Here is an 18168-nt window from a genome sequence, read left to right as displayed (position 1 = left end):
ACGAAACTTTCAGGACAGACTTGCGGGCGATCAGGCCCCACACTTGGATCTTCCGATCCTGCGCCGCGGACGCCTGTCCGTGGCGGGCCGCCGCCGCCTCGTGCCAGAGACGCGATCGACGCGATCGCGGGCCGCAGCCCGATCGGGATAACCGGGGCGAGCGTCGGCCCCGGCCCGGCCGACAGCCGTGCGCCGCTCCGCGATCCGGGGCGGCCGCGGCGTCCGGCCGATTCTTCGAAGGAGACTATCGTGCTGATCTGGAAAACCGCGTTGTCGCTCAACTGGCGCACGAGCCTCGTGTCGCCGGCCAGCGCACCGGTCGCGGCGGCCAACGTCGGACGGCTGGTGCTCACCGGCGCCACCGGCTTCATCGGCAGCACCGTGCTGACGGCGCTCGTCAACGCCGGGTTGCTCGAGCGCATCGTGTGTGTCGTTCGTGCGGAGCATCGCGCCCACGCGGTCGCGCGTCTGCGCGAAGCGGCGTTGCGCGCGGGGCTCGCGCCGTACTGGGCATCGCGTCTCGGCGACGCGAACGTGGTCGTCGGTGCGCTCGGCGACGTGTGGCAGGGCACCGACGCGTCGCGTCTCGCCGGCGCGACGCACGTGATCCATTGCGCGGGCCATGCGTCGCCGGCCGACGGTTCGCATCTGCAGGCCGACATCGCCGATTCGCTGCGCTTTGCCGAGCGGTTCGCGCACGCGCCGCAGCTGCAGCGTTTCGTGTACGTCGGCACCGCCTATGCGCACGCGGGCCGCGGCGGGATCGTGTACGAGGCGTCGGCGGGCGACGCGGCGCAGGGCGGCGACGGGTTGCACGGCGCGGTGCTCGCGGCGGACTACCTGCAAGCGAAGGCCGAAACGGAGCAGCGCCTGCGCGCGCTCGGGCTGCCGCTCGTCGTCGTGCGTCCGTCGCACGTCGTCGGTCATACGGTGCTCGGCACGCGGCCCGCACCGAATTCGTTCTGGATGTTCCGCGTCGCGCACGCGGCGCGGCGCTTTACTGCGCGGCCGATGACGCGCATCGACATCGTGTCGGTCGACGATGTCGCACGCGCGACGATGCTGCTGGCCGTGAAGCCGACGCTGATGCACGACGTGTACCACGTGTCGGCCGGCGACGAGGCGCCGCAGGTCGCGCAGATCGTGCGCGCGATGGACGAGGCGGCCGGCATGACGGGCGCGCCGCGCTACGCGGCCTGTGCGCCGGCCGAACTGCCGCTCGTGGTGCGCGATGTGCTGGGGCGGTCCGATCCGGCGCTCGAACGCGTGATCGGCCGCGCGTTGCAGCGGTGCGCGGAGTTCGCGATGGTCGATCGCGTGTTCGACAACCACCGCGTGCGCGACGAAATCGATTTCGAGCCGCTGCCGTTCATCGATTACGTCGAGGAATGCATGCGCACGTCGCGCGGCGTCGCGGTGACCGAACTGATGCGCGGCGCGCTGCACTGACGGCCCGCGCGATGCGGGGCCTGCCGATTCCCGGGGGCCGGTTCGTCGCCGCTCGCGGCGGTCCGGCGGCGGCAGGCCCTACGACGCGCTGCCGAGTTCGATCAGCCGGTCGAGCGCCCGGTAGATGTCGTCCAGGCCGTCCTGGCCGAAACGCGCTTCAAGCTGACGATATTGCTCGTCGATGCGCGGACCGATTTCCGTGACCAGTTTCCTGCTTTGCGGCGTCAGGCTCACCAGCAGCCGGCGCTGATCTTCCTGCGCGCGGGTGCGCGTAATCAGGCCGTCGCGCTCCATGCGTTCCAGCACGCCCGTGAGGCTTGGGCTCAGGATGCAGCAGCGGCGCGCGATCTGTCCCGCTTCGAGCGCGTGCGCCGGCTCGCCGTCGAGCACGCGAATGATCCGCCATTGCTGTTCGGTCAGCGCGAATTCCTTGAGAATGGGCCGGAACAGGCACATCAGGGTTTCGCGGGCCTCGAGCAGCAGCATGGCCAGGTTGCGATGGTCGAGCGTACGGTTCATCGGGGTGGGTAGAGGGGCAGAGGACGGGGACGCATCAATCTTAACAGCCGGTGGGAATGAATTTCGTGTTTCAGGGTAATCGAGGTTGCGAGCGTTCGATTGTTTACTTAAGATGTTAAGTATTGACGATGCGCCGCGACGCGCGGCAGGGGAATGACGCATGGAGCTGTCCTGCATGACCGCCGCGGCGCCGCCGCTGCCGGTCGCCATCGGTACCGTCTACGGTGCGCTGCTCAACGAGCGCGCCGCACTCGACGCGCTCGGCGACGCCGTTCACGCGCCGCCTTACGGCCGTCCGCCGCAGGCACCGATCCTTTACATCAAACCGGCCAACACGCACGCAGCCGACGGCGCGGCCGTCGTGGTGCCGGCGGGCATCGATGCGTTGGAGATCGGCGCGTCGGTGGCCGTCGTGTTCTCGCGGCGCGCGACGCGCGTGCCGGCCGCGCAGGCGCTCGACCACGTGCACGGCTTCACGCTCGCGAGCGACGTGTCGGTTCCGCACCGCGATTACTACCGTCCGGCCGTGCGCTTCAAATGTCGCGACGGTTTCTGCCCGTTGGGCCCGGCGATCGTGCCGGCTACTGCGCTCGGCGACATCGACGCGATCGGCCTGACGGTACGGATCGACGGCAGCACCGCGGTGTCCGCATCGACCGCCACACTGATCCGCCCGGTGCGCGAACTGATTGCCGACGTGACGGCGTTCATGTCGTTCGACGCGGGCGACGTGCTGCTGCTCGGCGTCGCGGGTGGCGCACCGCTTGCCCGCGCGGGAAGCGTGGTGGAGATTACCGCTGCCGGCATCGGCACGTTGCGGCATACGTTGATTGCGGAGGAAGCACGATGAAGACGGCGCGCGTGATCTACAACGGCGCACTGCATGCGGCCGAACCGGCCAGCGACGGCGCGATCCGCCTCGACACTGGGCGCGTGCTCGCCGAGGACGCGGTGACGTGGCTGCCGCCCGTCGCGCCGCGCACGACGTTCGCGCTCGGCCTCAACTACGCGGACCACGCAAAGGAACTCGCGTTCAAGGCACCGAGCGAGCCGCTGATTTTCCTGAAGGGGCCGAACACGTTCATCGGTCATCGGTCGCGCACCGTGCGCCCGGCGGACGCGACGCACATGCACTACGAGTGCGAGCTGGCCGTCGTGATCGGCCGCCCGGCGCGCAACGTGAGCCGGGCGCGGGCAATCGACTACGTTGCCGGCTACTCGGTCGCGAACGACTACGCGATCCGCGATTACCTCGAAAACTACTACCGCCCGAACCTGCGCGTGAAGAACCGCGACACCTGCACGCCGCTCGGGCCCTGGCTCGTCAGCCGCGACGAGATCGGCGATGCGGGCGGCCTCATGCTGCGCACGACGGTGAACGGCCGGGAGACGCAGCGCGGCAGCACGCGCGACATGATCTTCGACGTACCCGCGCTGATCGAGCACATCAGCGGTTTCATGACGCTCTCGCCGGGCGACCTGATCCTGACCGGCACGCCGGAAGGGTTGGCCGACACGAAGCCGGGCGACGAGGTGGTGACCGAAATCGAAGGGATCGGCCGGCTCGTGAACACGATCATCGGCGAAGCAGACTACTATCGCGCCGGCTGAGCCCGTCGCCCAAGGAAGGAGAGCACATGACCATCAAGCACTGGATCGACGGCCGCGAAGTCGAGAGCCGCGAGACCTTCACGACGCTGAATCCCGCGACGGGCGACGTGATCACCGACGTCGCATCGGCCGGCGAAGCCGAAGTCGACGCGGCCGTGCGCGCGGCGAAGGAAGCGTTCCCGAAATGGGCGAACACACCCGCCAAGGAGCGCGCGAAGCTGATGCGCAAGCTCGGCGAGCTGATCGAGAAGAACGTGCCGATGCTCGCCGCGCTCGAGACGCAGGACACGGGCCTGCCGATCGCACAGACGAGCAAGCAGCTGATTCCGCGCGCGTCCGAGAACTTCAACTTCTTCGCGGAAGTGTGCGTGCAGATGAACGGCCGCACGTATCCGGTCGACGACCAGATGCTGAACTACACGCTGTACCAGCCGGTCGGCGTGTGCGCGCTGGTGTCGCCGTGGAACGTGCCGTTCATGACCGCGACGTGGAAGACGGCGCCGTGTCTCGCGCTCGGCAACACGGCCGTCCTGAAGATGTCGGAGCTGTCGCCGCTGACGGCCGACCAGCTCGGCCGGCTCGCGCTCGAGGCTGGCATTCCGCCGGGTGTGCTGAACGTCGTGCAGGGCTACGGCGCGACCGCAGGCGACGCGCTGGTGCGCCATCCGGACGTGCGCGCGGTGTCGTTCACGGGCGGCACGGTCACGGGCAAGCGGATCATGGAGCGCGCGGGCCTGAAGAAGTATTCGATGGAGCTTGGCGGCAAGTCGCCGGTGCTGATTTTCGACGATGCCGATTTCGACCGCGCGCTCGACGCGTCGCTGTTCACGATCTTCTCGATCAACGGTGAGCGTTGTACCGCAGGCTCGCGGATCTTCGTGCAGCGCACGATCTACGATCGCTTCGTGCAGGAATTCGCGCGCCGCGCGAACAATCTGGTGGTCGGCGACCCGTCCGATCCGGCGACGCAGCTCGGCGCGATGATCACGCGCCAGCACTGGGAGAAGGTGACCGGGTATATCCGGATCGGCGAGCAGGAAGGCGCGCACGTGGTGGCCGGCGGCGCGGACAAGCCGGCCGGTCTCGCCGAGCATCTGCGCAACGGCAACTTCGTGCGCCCGACCGTGTTCGCGGACGTCGACAACCGGATGCGCATCGCGCAAGAGGAAATCTTCGGACCGGTCGCGTGCCTGATCCCGTTCGAGGACGAGGAAGAAGGTCTGCGGCTCGCCAACGACACGTCCTACGGGCTTGCGTCGTACATCTGGACGCAGGACGTCGGCAAGGTGCATCGCCTCGCGCGCGGTATCGAGGCCGGGATGGTGTTCGTGAACAGCCAGAACGTGCGCGACCTGCGCCAGCCGTTCGGCGGGGTGAAGGAGTCGGGCACCGGCCGCGAGGGCGGCGAGTACAGCTTCGAGGTGTTCGCGGAGATCAAGAACGTGTGCATCTCGATGGGTTCGCATCACATCCCCCGCTGGGGCGTGTAACTGGCGCGGGTCGTTCCGCCGCAGGAACGCCGCCAGAACGCCAGAACGATACGGAGACTTAACGATGGGCAAACTGTCCCTCGCCGCGAAGATCACGCACGTGCCGTCGATGTACCTGTCGGAGTTGCCCGGCAGGCATCATGGCTGCCGCGAAGCGGCGATCCGCGGCCATCAGTTGATCGGTGAGCGCTGCCGCGCGCTCGGCGTCGACACGATCGTCGTGTCGGACGTGCACTGGCTCGTCAACGCCGGCTATCACGTGAACTGCAATGCGCGGTTCGCGGGCACGTATACCAGCAACGAACTGCCGCATTTCATCCGCGACATGGAGTACGCGTATCCGGGCAACCCGGCGCTCGGCCGCCTGATCGCCGAGACGGCCAGCGCGCGCGGCATCGCGACGCGTGCGCACGAGATCGACAGCCTCGAACTCGAATACGGCACGCTCGTGCCGATGCGTTACATGAACGGCGATCAGCACTTCAAGGTCGTGTCGATCGCGGGCTGGTGCATGTGGCACACGCTCGACGAAAGCCGGCGCTTCGGCGAGGCGCTGCTCGAGGCGATCGGCAAGAGCGATTCGAATGTCGCATTCCTCGCGAGCGGTTCGCTGTCGCACCGCTTCAACGACAACGGCAGCCCCGAGGAATCGATCCACCAGATCAGCCGCGAATTCTTCCGGCAGGTCGACCTGCGCGTGGTCGAGCTGTGGAAGCAGGGCGATTTCAGGACCTTCTGCGCGATGCTGCCCGAATACAACACGCATTGCCACGGCGAAGGCGGCATGCACGACACGGCGATGCTGCTCGGCCTGCTCGGCTGGGATCGCTACGACAAGCCCGTCGAGATCGTCACCGACTATTTCGCGAGCTCCGGCACCGGGCAGATCAACGCGATCTTCCCGCTCGCCTGAGCGCCTCATCACCTATCAGGAGCGTTGCCATGCCACACATCGTCGTCGAGTACACCGCGAATATCCGCGACGACGCGCGCATTCCCGCGCTGCTGCGCACGATCAACGCGACGCTGATCGCGCAGGGCGGCGTGTTCCCCACGGGCGGCATCCGCTCGCGCGCGATCGAGCTGCAGGACTACTGCGTCGCCGACGGCACCGAGGACGACGCGTTCGTCCACGTAACGCTGAAGATCGCCTCGGGTCGCAGCGACGAAACCAAGAAGGTCGCGTGCGACGCGTTGTTCGACGCGATCAAGGCGCATTTCGCCGAACTGTACGCGAAACGTTACCTCGCGTTGTCGATGGAGCTCACCGAGTTCAGCGAAAGCGGCTCGTACAAGCACAACAACATCCATGCCCGCTACAAGCGGGCCGGCTGAACCCCATTCCCGATCCGACCATGCTCGAACCTGCCCTCATCGATCAGCTCGCCCGACGCCTGCACGACGCCGAGCGCGCGCGCACGCAGATCCGCCAGATCTCGCTCGACCATCCCGACATCACGATCGACGACGCCTATGCGATCCAGCGCGCGTGGGTGAACCTCAAGCTTGCGGAAGGCCGCACGCTGAAAGGGCACAAGATCGGCCTTACGTCGAAGGCGATGCAGAACACGTCGCAGATCGACGAACCCGATTACGGTGCGCTGCTCGACGACATGTTCTTCGATGACGGCGGCACGATTCCGACCGGGCGCTTCATCGTGCCGCGCGTCGAGGTCGAACTCGCATTCGTGCTCGGCAAGCGGCTTGCCGGCCCGAACTGCACGATCTTCGACGTGTACGACGCGGTCGACTACGTGGTGCCCGCGCTCGAGATCATCGACGCACGCAGCCAATCGATCGACCCCGACACGAAGCGGCCGCGCAAGGTGTTCGACACGATCGCCGACAACGCGGCCAATGCGGGCGTCGTGATCGGCGGGCGCCCGGTGCGGCCGCAGGACGTCGACCTGCGCTGGGTCGCGGCGATCATGTCGCGCAACGGCGTGGTCGAGGAAACGGGGGTCGCGGCCGGCGTGTTGAACCATCCGGCCAATGGCGTCGCGTGGCTCGCCAATCGGCTGGCGCGTTTCGGCGTCGCGCTCGAGCCGGGGCAGATCGTGCTGGGCGGCTCGTTCACGCGACCGTGCGCGGCGCGGCCGGGCGACACGTTCAGCGTCGACTACGGTCCGCTCGGGACGATCCAGTGCCATTTCGAGTGAGGGGCGCGCGATGCAGATTCCGCCGAATGTCTTCAAGCGCGCGCTCGCGCGCGGCGATGCGCAGATCGGGCTGTGGCTCGGGCTCGCGAATCCGTACAGCGCCGAAGTCGTCGCCGGCGCCGGGTTCGACTGGCTGCTGATCGACGGCGAGCATGCGCCGAACACGGTGCCGACGATTCTCGCGCAGTTGCAGGCGATCGCGCCGTATCCGTCACATGCGGTCGTGCGGGTGCCGTGGAACGATCCGGTGATCGTCAAGCAGGTGCTCGACCTCGGCGCGCAGACCTTACTCGTGCCGATGGTGCAGAGTGCCGATGAAGCGTGCGCGGCGGTGGCCGCGACGCGTTATCCGCCGCACGGGATTCGCGGGGTCGGTAGTGCGCTTGCGCGCGCGTCGCGGTGGAATCGCGTTGGGGACTACCTGCATCGCGCGAACGACGAGATGGCCGTGCTCGTACAGGTCGAGACGCGCGCCGGGCTCGATGCGATCGACGCGATTGCGCGGGTCGACGGCGTCGATGGCGTGTTCATCGGGCCGGCGGACCTCGCTGCCGATCTCGGGCATCTCGGCAATCCGGGGCATCCCGATGTGCAGGCTGCGATCGACGGTGCGATCCGGGCGATCAAGGCGGCAGGGAAGGCGCCGGGCATTCTCAGCGCGGACGAGGCGGCGGCGCGTCGGTATCTCGAGGCTGGGGCGTTGTTTGTTGCGGTCGGCGTGGATACAACTCTGCTGGCGCGGAGTGCGGAGCGACTGGCGGCGCGATTCAAGGGGAACGGCGGCGAGGCGGCGAAGAAGGGGGATGGGACGTATTGACGAATGGCGGCGGCAGGCGTTTTCCGTCTACCGGACGCTTGCCTTCCGTCCCATGGTTTCCCATTTGCCAAGGGCCGCGCTCATTCGTCTCCGCGTCGCCCTGTTTCCATATACCTCCCCGGCGTCGTCCCCAACGCACGCTTGAACATGTCGATGAACGCGCTCACATTGTCGTACCCGAGATCGAGCGCAATCGTCGTCACCGGCACGCCGTCGGCAATGCTCTCCAGCGCCCGCAGCAGCCTGGCCTGCTGACGCCACCGGGCGAACGTGAGCCCCGTCTCCGCGACGAAGCGACGGCTCATCGTTCGCGCGCTGATCCCGGCCCATTCGGCCCATTCCTCGAGCCGCCGGTTGTCCGCGAGATCCGCGGCAAGCGCATCGGTGATCCTCATCAGCTGCGGATCCCGCGGCCGCACCAGCCCCAGCGCCTCGACCTCCGACGACGCGATTTCATCGAGGATCACATCGGCGATCCGCGTCTGCGCGGCATCCAGGTCCGCATTCCCCCAACTCGCCGCGCGCTGCACGGCTTCGCGCAGCAGCGGCGTCGTGCGGATCGCGCGCGGGGTGTCCGGCAGTACCGCGCAGCGCGCTTCGGCGACGAACGCCGACCAGCCGGCAATCGGCCCGAACGAACGCAACGAATGCCGGCAGTGCGGCGGAATCCAGATCGCGTGGATCGCCGGCACGACCCAGTCCTGATCGTCGAGGCCGATCGTCAGCAGCCCGCTCAGCGCGCCGACGAGCTGCCCGCGCGCATGCGAGTGGGATGGCGTCACGCGCGGGTCGCGTTGCGACATGACGGCAGCGACGACGAACGGGCCGTCGTCGGACGTGACGAATCGGGCGGGCAGGAGTGGATCGGACATGGCCGGATATCGGTATCGAATGGCCGTTATACCGGAGATCGGCCGGATTCGCACGCCTACACTGCGACCATCGATGACAACCGGAGTACGACACGATGCGAGCCGAACAGATGCTTCCCGACCATGCCGACCGGATCGAGGCCGACGGAACGACGATCCGCAAGGGCACGGTTGGTGCGTTCCTGGTCAACGCGCGGGTGCTGACCGACCCGAACGCCGCGCCCGCCGACCGGGCGCGCGCGGAAGTCGACACGATCGATGCATTGCCCGCCTTACGCGCGCTTGGCCTGTTCGACGTGCTGGAAGTTCGCGATCCGGCGCTGCGCGCGTGGCTGAACGCACGCTGACGCGCACCGGAACCGTCGATCGAGATCCCCGATTGAAGGAGCCACCGTGAAAGCAGCAGTCGTAACGGGCGCCGGCGAGCGCCCCGTCATTGCTCGGCGCGGGCGCTCGAGCCACATTTCCGCACAGGCGCGGATGTCGTGCTCGACTGTCTGTGGGGGAGCAGCGCGCAGGCGCTGCTGGTTGCCGCGGCGAAAGCGACGCCCGACGACCGCCGGCTGCGTTTCGTGCAACAACCAGGGGCGGGGCGGCCAGTCGAGGCCCGGCGACGCGGCGCGCAACGTCTGCGCCGCCGCCCGCCGTCAGACTCAGAACCGCTGCTGAATCCCCGCCGTCACGCCGACCTGCGTCGTGCCGTAGCCCGCGAAATCGCGCGAAACGCCGACCTTCTGGTCATGCTTCGCGATCGCAAACGCGCCTGCCGCATACAGCACCGTGCGCTTCGACAGCGCGTAATTCGCGCGCACCGACACCAACGTCGGATCTGCATCGGTGCCGCCCTTGACGTTCTGGTGATAGACAGCGGCGATCAGCGAGAACGTCGGTGTGAACTGGTACGACCCGCCGACCCAGTACGTGTCGCTCAACTGGTTCGCCGCAGTGGTGCGAAACGTGCGCTTGTAGTTGCGATAGCCGGCCATCGTTTTCAGGTTGCCGAAGTCGTAGCTCAGGCCCGCGTGGATGCCCTGGATGTAGTTGACGGTATCGGCCGGCGTGACGCTGTCGGCCGCGCCGTTCTGCCGGTCGAACGTCAACACTGCCGCGAACGGGCCGGTCTCGTAGCCGAGCGCGAAGTCGTATTTCGAACTGGTCTTCACGCTGCCCGGCACGTTGCCGAAGCCGTACATCGCGCCGAACTTCACGCCGCTGAATTCACCGTCGTAGCGCACCGCGTTCGACGAGCGCGTGAACATGCCGTCCTTGCGGCCACCCGTCGCCATCGACGACGTCGCCCACGAGTAGTTCTGCGCGTAACCCATCGGGTCGAACGGCAGCATGTAGTCGTACGTGACGGTGTAGTTGCGGCCGAGCGTCAGCTCGCCCCATTTGCCTTTCAGGCCGACCGTCGCGCGGCGCGCGAAGATCGAGTCGGGGCCGTCGTCGAACGCTCCATTCGCGAGATCGATGCCGCTTTCGAGGCGGAACACGGCCTTCAGCCCGCCGCCGAGATCCTCGACGCCGCGCAGGCCCCAGCGCGACGTATTCTTGTTGCCCGACTTCAGCTTGACGGAACTGCCGCCTTCCGGTGCCGCATGGTTCGTGTATTCGATGCCGGCATCCATGATCCCGTACATCGTGACCGACGACTGCGCGTGCACGGCCGGCGCGGCGATGCAGGCCGCGGCGGCCGTGCTGTTGAGGAGTGCTGCACGAAATTTCATTGACGGTGTCTCCTGGTTTATTGTGGGTTGGGTGAAACAGGTGTGACGCGGTCGCGGCCAACGCCGGAAAGCGTTCGCCGGGCCAGCCGGTCATTGCCTTGCTCGACGTGCGCGACGGCGCGCAGGCCGCCGCGCGGGTCAGCCCGCTTTCGCGAACGCCCAGCAGTCGTTGGTCGGGAATTCGATCCAGTGCTTGCCTGCCGCGCGCGGCACGTGGCCGAACGCGCGCAGGCGCATTTCGCCGCAATGGAACAGGTATTCCCAGCGATCGCCGAGATACATCGACGTGACGAGATCGGCCTGCAGCCGGTTCGCGCCCGGGCCGTCGGCGACCTGCACGCGTTCGAGGCGGATCACGGCCTGCACGTCCTGGCCCGGTGCGAACGTGTCGCGGGCCAGCGCCTGCAGTTCCCAGCCGTCGCCGGCGAGCGTCACGCGTTCGCCGGCGACGGCCGCGACGCGTGCGTCGATGCGGTTGTTGCTGCCCATGAACTCGGCCGTGTACAGCGAGCGCGGCGCGCCGTACAGCTCGGCCGGCGTGCCTTCCTGTTCGATGCGCCCGTTGCGCAGCAGCAGGATGCGGTCGGACATCGCCATCGCCTCGGTCTGGTCGTGGGTCACGCAAAGCGCCGACAGCCCGAGCGACACGATCAGCTCGCGCAGCCATGCACGCGCTTCCTCGCGCAGCTTCGCGTCGAGGTTCGACAGCGGCTCGTCGAGCAGAATCACCGGCGGGTTGTAGACGAGCGCGCGTGCGATCGCGACGCGCTGCTGCTGGCCGCCCGACAGCTGATGCGGAAAGCGTTCCGCGAGATGGCCGAGGCCGAGCTGGTCGAGCGCGGTCTGCACGCGGCGTTTCTGTTCGGCGGGCGCGACGCGCCGCAGCTTGAGCCCGTAGCCGACGTTCTCGGCCACGGTGCGGTGCGGCCACAGCGCGTACGACTGGAACACGAGGCCGAGCGAACGCTGTTCGACCGGCAGATCGACGCGCTGCGCGCCGTCGAAGAACACGCGGTCGTCGAGCTGGATGCGGCCGTCGGACGGCTGTTCGAGGCCGGCCACAGCGCGCAGCAGCGTGGTCTTGCCGCTGCCCGATGCGCCGAGCAGGCACACGACTTCGCCAGCCTTCAGTTCGAACGACACGCCCTTGAGGATCGGGTTGGCGCCGTAGCTGAGATGCAGGTCGTCGACGATGAGCTTATCCATGAAGTTTCACTCCGAAGCGCAGGGCCACGCCGAGACCGGCGCCGACCATCGCGATGTTGATGACAGAGAGCGCGGCAACCTGGTCGACGGCGCCGGTCGCCCATAGCGACACGAGCAGCGCGCCGATCACTTCGGTGCCGGGCGACAGCAGGTAGACGGCGGTCGAGTATTCGCGCTCGAAGATCATGAAGATCAGGAGCCACGCGGCGAGCAGGCCGAAACGCACGAGCGGCAGCGTCACGTCGAGCGACACGCGGCTGCGCGTCGCGCCGACGCTGCGGCCGGCTTCCTCGAGCTCGGGGCCGACCTGCAGCAGCGCGCTTTGAATGAGCCGCATCCCGTATGCGAGCCACACGACCGTGTACGCGATCCAGATGCTCCACATCGAGTTCTTCAGCTCGCGCAGGCCCGGGACGAACAGGAAGATCCAAAGGAACGCGAGACCGGCGAGCAGGCCGGGCACCGCACGCGGCAGCAGCACGAGGTAGTCGAGCAGCTTGGTCGCCCAGTCGGGGCGGCGATGGCCGGCGAACGCGACGAGCGAGTAGAAGCCGATCGCGAGCGCGCCGCCGATCACGCCGATGCCGAGCGTGTTGATGATCGCGCGCACGAGGTTGTCCTGCTCGAACAGCTCGATGAAGTTCGACAGCGTCAGCACTTCGGCGAGCGCGACGCCTTCGCCCCAGTTGGTCACGAATGCGCGCAACAAGATGCCGGAGATCGGCACGATCACCGTCAGCATCAGCCACAGCGCGACGATCGCGAGCGCAACCCAGCGCCATACGCCGAGCGGCAACACCGTCGCGCGGCCGGCCTTGCCCTTCACGGTGACGAAACGGTTCGCGGTCTTCAGCAGGCGGCGCTGCAGCAGCACGAGCGGGAACGTGATCGCGACGATGCACACCGCGACCGCGGCCATCAGGTGATACGACGGCACGCCGAGCTTGTTGGTCAGCTTGTACAGGTAGGTCGCGAGCACGAGGTGGCCTTCTGGGTCGCCGAGCACGAGCGGCAGCCCGAACACCTCGAAGCCGAGGAAGAACACGAGCACGCCGGCGAACAGCAGTGCGGGCATCGTCATCGGCAGGCTCACGTCGAGCGCGACGCGGAACGGGCGGGCACCCGTCACGCGCGCGGCTTCCTCGACGTCCGAGCCGAGGTTGCGCAGCGCGGCCGACGAGTACAGGTACACGTGCGGAACGTGCGTGAGGCCGACGATCACCGTGATCGCGAAGATCGAGTAGACGTTCCAGGGTACGTTCTGCACCCCGAACAGTTCCTTGAACCATACCGAGTAGAAGCCGACCGGGCCGGCGGCGACCACGTAGCCGAACGCGAGCACCATCGGCGACACGAACACGGGCGTGAGGAGCAGCGGTTCGAGCCAGCGGCGGCCGGGCAGGTCGGTGCGCACCATCAGGAACGCGAGAATGCCGCCGAGCGGGATCGAGATGAACAGCATCCCGCCGGCGATGATGAACGAGTTCTTTACGGCCGACCAGAAGTCCGGGTCGGTGAAGATGAAGCGGAAGCCTTCGATGCCGAGCGTCTTGTTCGCATCGAAGAACGGCGCGGACAACAGGCTCTGGAACAGGATGAAGCCGAGCGGCAGCGCGACCGCGACGGTGAGCACCGCGACGACGATCCAGCGCAGCATGCCGGCGAGCGGCTGCAGGCTGTCGGCCGGCAGCGCGGGGATCGCGCCGCCCGGGCCGGTGGTGGGCGGAACGGCCGGCGCCGTTGCCCGTGTGCTGGTTGAAAGCATGAGTTCGCCCCTGCGGCCATCCGGATGGCCGCCTCTAGGAAGTCGGTAAGGGGAAGGGGGCGCCCGCGCGATGCGCCGCGGGCGGCCCGTGATCAGCTGCTCAGCGGATCAGCGCTTGATCGCCTGCTGCCATTGCTTCAGGAACGCAAGCCGCTTCGACTGGTCGAGATAGACGAGCAGGCCGGTGCCGATCTGGATCGGCTTCAGCGAATCGCCGAGTTCCTTCGTGAGACTCGCGGCCGACGTTTCGCCGGTCACGTCCGCACGGATCGCGTACAGGTTCGCCTGATTCGCGATCAGCGTCTGGCCGCGCTGCGACAGCAGGTAGTCGACCCACAGCTTCGCGGCGTTCGGGTTCTTCGCCTTCTTCGAGATCGTGGCCAGGCGGCTCACGACTTGTGTGTAGTCCTTCGGAAACACGTAGCCGATCGACTTGTCCTTCTTCGCCTTCGCGTACGCATACGAGCCGATGATGTTGTAGCCGATCAGGTTCTCTCCGGACGAAATGCGTTCCATCATCGCGCCGGTGCTCGACTGCAGCTTCGGGCCGGTCGCGCCGATCGCCTTCACGAGCTCCCACGTGACCTTCTCGTTCACGTGCGCATCCTGCGTCAGGTAGTTGAAGCCGACGCCCGACTTTTCGATGTCGTAGGTCGTGACCTTGCCCTTGAACTTGTCGGCCTGCGTGGTGAGCAGCTTGATCAGGTCGGCGCGCGTCTTCGGCACCTCGTTCTCGGGGATCAGGCGCTTGTTGTAGACGATCGCGAGCGGCTCGAACGTCGTGCCGTACGCCTGCTTCTGGTATTGCGCCCATTGCGGCACGTTCGCGCTTTCGGGCGAATCGTACGACGCCATCAGGCCGTCGTTGACGAGCTTGACCTGCAGGTCCATCGCGGAGCTCCACAGCACGTCGGCACTCGTGCTGCTCGCCGCGTTCTCGCTGATGTAGCGGTTGTACAGCTCGGTGCTGTTCATGTCGTTGTATTCGACCTTCACGCCGTACAGGCTTTCGAAGTCCTTGATCAGCGGGCGCACGAGGCCCGTGTCAGTCGTCGAGTAGACGATCAGCTTGCCTTCCTTCTTCGCGGCGTCGACGACGCCTTGGTAGTTACCCGGATACCCGGCCGGGACCTGCGCGACGGCGGCGCCGGCGGCGGTGCCCAGGACGATCGCCAGCGCGGCGGTGAGCTGCTTCGGTGCAAACGGCATGTCTTCCTCCAGTGATGCGTGTGTGTTGTTCGAGTGACGCGGATGTTAATTGCGAGGCACTTTCAGCCTGCTTTCATTTCGGTTCACAATAGCGTCCTTTGTGTCATGGATTTCCCGAGGTCCCCATGCGTGTGCTGCTCGTAGAAGACAACCCGAACTTGGCGCAGTCGCTGAACGACGCGCTGAGCGCCGCGCGCTTCGCGGTCGATCACATGGCGGACGGGGAGGCGGCGGATCACGTGCTGCGCACGCAGGACTACGCGCTGGTGATCCTCGATCTCGGGCTGCCGAAGCTCGACGGGCTCGAGGTGCTGCGGCGGTTGCGCGCGCGCCGCAATCCCGTGCCGGTGCTGATCCTGACCGCGCACGGCTCGGTCGAGGACCGCGTGAAGGGGCTCGATCTCGGGGCCGACGACTATCTCGCGAAGCCGTTCGAACTGACCGAGCTGGAGGCGCGTGCCCGCGCGCTGATCCGGCGCAGCCTCGGCCACGAGCATTCGCGGGTCGCATGCGGGCCGCTTTCGTATGACAGTATCGACCGCAGCTTCCACCTCGCCGGCGAAGCGCTGCCGCTCACGCCGCGCGAGCGCTCGGTGCTGGAGGTGCTGATCCTGCGCAACGGTCGCGCGATCAACAAGGAGACGCTGTCGGAGAAAATCTTCGGGCTCGACGAGTCGGTCAACGCGGACGCGATCGAGATCTACGTGTACCGGCTGCGCAAGAAGCTGGAAAACACCGGCGTCGCGATCGTCACGCTGCGGGGGCTCGGGTATCTGCTCGAAGCGAAGGCCGCCGGATGAACCCATCCCACGCTCGCTGGCTTTGCACGGGACCGGAGTGCGCGCTGAAGCGCAATGCCGGATCGACACGTCCGCTGCCTTCCGAGGGGGCGCATGCCGTGCCTGGGGCGGCCCGGCGGGAGACATGATGATCCGCCGACCGAACCTGCGCACGCAAGTCGCGCTGTGGCTGCTGCTGCCGCTGCTCGGGCTGCTCGCGCTCGACTCGTGGCTCACGTACCAGCGCGCGATGAGCGCCGCGCACGTCGCGTTCGACCGCACGCTGTCGTCGTCGCTGAAGTCGATCCGCGAAGGCGTTCGGCTCAACGACGGTGAGATCGAGGTCGACCTGCCGTATCTCGCGCTCGAGATGTTCGAGTCGGGCGACGGCGGCAAGATCTACTACCTGATCCGCGAGGACAACGGCCACACGATCACCGGCTATCCGGACCTGCCGCTGCCGCCGGGTGACGGCGCGCTGTTCGTCACGCGCTACTACAACGTCGTCTATCGCGGCGAGCAGCTGCGCATGGCCGCGTTGCGCGTGCCGGTGCACGACGTGCCGACCGCGCAGACGCGCATCGTGTGGGTGATGGTCGGCGAAACGATCGAGGGACGCCAGGCGCTCGCGCGCGAAATCCTGATGGGCTCGCTGCTGCAGGAAGGACTGCTTGTCGTGCTCGCGCTCGGGATCGTGTGGCTCGGCGTCGGGCGCGGGCTGCGGCCATTGAACCGGTTGTCCGCGAAGGTCGCCGCGCGTACCGACGGCGATCCGACGCCGCTCGACACCGGCGGCATGCCGAGCGAGCTCGCGCCGCTCGTCGAGTCGATCAACCAGTACATCGGCCGCACGCAGCAGATGCAGGTCGCGCGGCGGCGTTTCTTCGCGGACGCGGCCCATCAGCTGAAGACGCCGCTCGCGGCGGTGCAGGCCGGCGTCGAACTGGCATTGCGGCCGGACGAGCAGCCGCGCGTGAATGTGCACTTGCGGCGCGTGAACGGTGCGGTGCGGCAGGCCGCGAAGATCATCCAGCAGCTGCTGTCGCTGTCGCGGCTCGATTCGGACAGCGGCCTTGCGGTCGCCCACCAGCCGGTCGCGTTGCATCGGCTGGCGCGCAGCGTGACGCTCGACTGGTCCCCGGTGGCGCGGGCGCGCGACATCGATCTCGGCTTCGAGCACGAGGCCGACGTCGACGTGCACGGTCAACCGGACCTGCTCGGCGAAATGATCGGCAACCTGATCGACAACGCGATCCGTTATTCGGGCGACCGCGCGGTAATCACGGTGCGCGTGTCGCGCGACGGCGAGCATGCGCGGCTCGACGTGATCGACAACGGGCCGGGCATTCCGGCCGGTGAGCGCGACGCGGTGTTCGAGCGCTTCCATCGTGGCAGCAAGACGCAGACGGTCGAAGGCACCGGGCTCGGGTTGTCGATCGTGCGGGAAATCGCGCGCGTGCATCAGGGCAGCGTGACGCTCTCCGATGCGGCGGGCGGCGGGCTGATCGTGACGGTGATGCTGCCGACGGTTCGGGCGGCGCGGTAGCAGGCTCGGCAATCGACGCAACCGAGGTGAATGGCGGCGGAGGGCGGCGACGGAAACGATATGCCGTCCGCCGCTTCGACCGATCCGCTCAGTCGCCGAACCCGATCTCCGCTTCGAGCGACTGCCCGACTTCGAGCCACGCGCCCGCGCCTTCGACGACGATTGCGTTGATGCCGAATGTCAGCGCGTCGTCGTAGTTCGGATGCGCGCGATAGGTCTGCATCGTGTCGGTCGGCTCGTGCGGCCATGCCGGATCCGGCGCGCCGGTCACCTGGTCGATCGTCGGCATCGGGCAGCGCGTGCACAGCTTCACGAGGCGCAACCGCACGCGCGTCGCGCCTTCCGCGTCGAGATGCTCGACGAAATCCTCTTCGTACGCATCGAGATCCGACACGACGATGTTCGGGCGGAAGCGGTTCATCGGAATCGCCGGCGCGCCTTTCGCGACGAGCTTCGCGTTCAGGTCGTCGAGCGACGACTGGCCGATCACGAGCAGCGGGTAGCCGTCCGCGAACTGCGTGTGCGTGTCGATGTCGCCGGTCCATTTGCGGTTGCAGCCACGGCGCGACTCGGCACCGAAGCGCGCGAGCTTCAACGGCATGCCGAGGAATTCGGTGAGCCACGCGGCCGTCTCGGCGCCCGTGTCGATCGCGTCGACGGTGTCGCGCCAGACCGTCGCGGCCATCTTCGGCGTGGCGGGTGTTGCATCGCCGTCGAGCGGCGTACGGATCTCGGGCATGCCCGGCGCATTCAGCACCAGCGCATCGTGCTCGAGCGCGGTGCGGATCAGCGCGAGGCGCGGGTGCGTGCGCTGCGTGATCATCATCCCGTCCGGGGTGGTGATCAGCCAGTGGCGGTCGTACGCGAGGCCCGTTTCGAGCAGCTGTGCGCGCGACAGCGCGATGCCGGCGCAGGATTTGATCGGGTAGACGAAGAGTTCGGAGATGGCTGGCATGACGCTGGCTGACGAAGGCGGGATGGTCGAATCGCGATTGTGCCAGATCATGCGAAAGCCGTTT

General features: G+C 67.4%; 18 protein-coding genes and 1 pseudogene. 12 read left to right on the top strand and 7 right to left on the bottom strand.

The features are described from left to right. The first annotated feature begins 249 nt into the window (after nucleotides 1-249). Complete coding sequence (locus BTE28158_RS23250) at nucleotides 250-1449, top strand: SDR family oxidoreductase (RefSeq protein WP_124623699.1); 1200 nt, start codon at nucleotides 250-252, stop codon at nucleotides 1447-1449. Nucleotides 1450-1527: 78 nt separating this feature from the next. Here BTE28158_RS23250 and hpaR read toward each other — a convergent pair whose 3' ends face one another. After that, the gene (gene hpaR, locus BTE28158_RS23245) at nucleotides 1528-1968 is read right to left on the bottom strand and encodes a homoprotocatechuate degradation operon regulator HpaR (RefSeq protein ID WP_059599282.1); all 441 of its coding nucleotides are present in this window, start codon (nucleotides 1966-1968) and stop codon (nucleotides 1528-1530) included. A gap of 160 nt (nucleotides 1969-2128) precedes the next feature. Between hpaR and BTE28158_RS23240 the strand changes: the two genes are divergently transcribed. The 7 genes from BTE28158_RS23240 (at nucleotide 2129) to hpaI (ending at nucleotide 8045) form a co-directional block, all read left to right on the top strand. After that, the gene (locus tag BTE28158_RS23240; protein ID WP_151049915.1) at nucleotides 2129-2818 is read left to right on the top strand and encodes a fumarylacetoacetate hydrolase family protein; all 690 of its coding nucleotides are present in this window, start codon (nucleotides 2129-2131) and stop codon (nucleotides 2816-2818) included. Further along, complete coding sequence (locus BTE28158_RS23235) at nucleotides 2815-3579, top strand: fumarylacetoacetate hydrolase family protein (RefSeq protein WP_151049913.1); 765 nt, start codon at nucleotides 2815-2817, stop codon at nucleotides 3577-3579. The genes BTE28158_RS23240 and BTE28158_RS23235 overlap by 4 nt, the downstream gene beginning before the upstream one ends. 26 nt (nucleotides 3580-3605) lie before the next feature. Further along, nucleotides 3606-5069, top strand: coding sequence for a 5-carboxymethyl-2-hydroxymuconate semialdehyde dehydrogenase (gene hpaE / locus BTE28158_RS23230; protein ID WP_124623709.1), 1464 nt, complete (start codon nucleotides 3606-3608; stop codon nucleotides 5067-5069). Nucleotides 5070-5133: 64 nt separating this feature from the next. Continuing rightward, nucleotides 5134-5982: a 3,4-dihydroxyphenylacetate 2,3-dioxygenase gene (gene hpaD / locus BTE28158_RS23225; RefSeq protein WP_124900709.1), complete on the top strand. Its 849-nt coding sequence runs from the start codon at nucleotides 5134-5136 to the stop codon at nucleotides 5980-5982. Nucleotides 5983-6011: 29 nt separating this feature from the next. After that, a complete protein-coding gene (locus BTE28158_RS23220; protein WP_151049911.1) occupies nucleotides 6012-6404 on the top strand; it encodes a 5-carboxymethyl-2-hydroxymuconate Delta-isomerase in 393 nt (130 codons plus the stop codon). A 20-nt stretch (nucleotides 6405-6424) separates the two neighbouring features. After that, nucleotides 6425-7228, top strand: a complete 804-nt coding sequence (gene hpaH, locus BTE28158_RS23215) for a 2-oxo-hept-4-ene-1,7-dioate hydratase (RefSeq protein ID WP_059599288.1) — start codon at nucleotides 6425-6427, stop codon at nucleotides 7226-7228. 10 nt (nucleotides 7229-7238) lie between these two features. Next, nucleotides 7239-8045: a 4-hydroxy-2-oxoheptanedioate aldolase gene (hpaI, locus tag BTE28158_RS23210; protein WP_124623718.1), complete on the top strand. Its 807-nt coding sequence runs from the start codon at nucleotides 7239-7241 to the stop codon at nucleotides 8043-8045. An 80-nt stretch (nucleotides 8046-8125) separates the two neighbouring features. Here the strand turns inward: hpaI and BTE28158_RS23205 are convergent, their stop codons facing one another. Further along, nucleotides 8126-8917 (bottom strand): AraC family transcriptional regulator, encoded by a 792-nt coding sequence (locus BTE28158_RS23205; protein ID WP_059599290.1) that lies wholly within the window; start codon nucleotides 8915-8917, stop codon nucleotides 8126-8128. Nucleotides 8918-9012: 95 nt separating this feature from the next. Between BTE28158_RS23205 and BTE28158_RS23200 the strand changes: the two genes are divergently transcribed. Both BTE28158_RS23200 and BTE28158_RS32575 read left to right on the top strand, forming a co-directional pair. Next, a complete protein-coding gene (locus BTE28158_RS23200) occupies nucleotides 9013-9264 on the top strand; it encodes a hypothetical protein (RefSeq protein WP_124900711.1) in 252 nt (83 codons plus the stop codon). 96 nt (nucleotides 9265-9360) lie between these two features. Further along, nucleotides 9361-9495 (top strand): annotated as a pseudogene (locus BTE28158_RS32575) (quinone oxidoreductase family protein); the annotation flags it as partial. A 75-nt stretch (nucleotides 9496-9570) separates the two neighbouring features. Here BTE28158_RS32575 and BTE28158_RS23195 read toward each other — a convergent pair. The 4 genes from BTE28158_RS23195 to BTE28158_RS23180 form a co-directional block, all read right to left on the bottom strand. Continuing rightward, nucleotides 9571-10644 (bottom strand): porin, encoded by a 1074-nt coding sequence (locus tag BTE28158_RS23195; protein ID WP_151049909.1) that lies wholly within the window; start codon nucleotides 10642-10644, stop codon nucleotides 9571-9573. A gap of 138 nt (nucleotides 10645-10782) precedes the next feature. Then, nucleotides 10783-11850: an ABC transporter ATP-binding protein gene (locus tag BTE28158_RS23190; RefSeq protein WP_151049907.1), complete on the bottom strand. Its 1068-nt coding sequence runs from the start codon at nucleotides 11848-11850 to the stop codon at nucleotides 10783-10785. Further along, nucleotides 11843-13615 carry an ABC transporter permease gene (locus BTE28158_RS23185; protein ID WP_151049905.1) on the bottom strand — a complete coding sequence of 591 codons (1773 nt, stop codon included), beginning with the start codon at nucleotides 13613-13615 and terminating at the stop codon, nucleotides 11843-11845. Before BTE28158_RS23185 ends, BTE28158_RS23190 begins: the two co-directional genes overlap by 8 nt. 108 nt (nucleotides 13616-13723) lie before the next feature. After that, nucleotides 13724-14824, bottom strand: a complete 1101-nt coding sequence (locus BTE28158_RS23180; RefSeq protein ID WP_059599295.1) for an ABC transporter substrate-binding protein — start codon at nucleotides 14822-14824, stop codon at nucleotides 13724-13726. Nucleotides 14825-14949: 125 nt separating this feature from the next. On the opposite strand from BTE28158_RS23180, the gene BTE28158_RS23175 reads away from it, so the two are divergent. Next, nucleotides 14950-15624, top strand: coding sequence for a response regulator (locus BTE28158_RS23175; protein WP_059599296.1), 675 nt, complete (start codon nucleotides 14950-14952; stop codon nucleotides 15622-15624). A gap of 127 nt (nucleotides 15625-15751) precedes the next feature. Further along, entirely contained in the window at nucleotides 15752-17149 is a 1398-nt protein-coding gene (locus BTE28158_RS23170; RefSeq protein ID WP_174920119.1) for a sensor histidine kinase, read from the top strand. 88 nt (nucleotides 17150-17237) lie between these two features. Here the strand turns inward: BTE28158_RS23170 and BTE28158_RS23165 are convergent, their stop codons facing one another. After that, the gene (locus BTE28158_RS23165) at nucleotides 17238-18104 is read right to left on the bottom strand and encodes an MOSC domain-containing protein (RefSeq protein WP_124900715.1); all 867 of its coding nucleotides are present in this window, start codon (nucleotides 18102-18104) and stop codon (nucleotides 17238-17240) included. Nucleotides 18105-18168: the final 64 nt, after the last annotated feature.

It is taken from the genome of Burkholderia diffusa, from assembly GCF_902499115.1.
GTDB lineage: Bacteria > Pseudomonadota > Gammaproteobacteria > Burkholderiales > Burkholderiaceae > Burkholderia > Burkholderia diffusa.
Note: the sequence above shows the minus strand (reverse complement) of the source record. Positions and strands in the feature narration are given on the sequence as shown.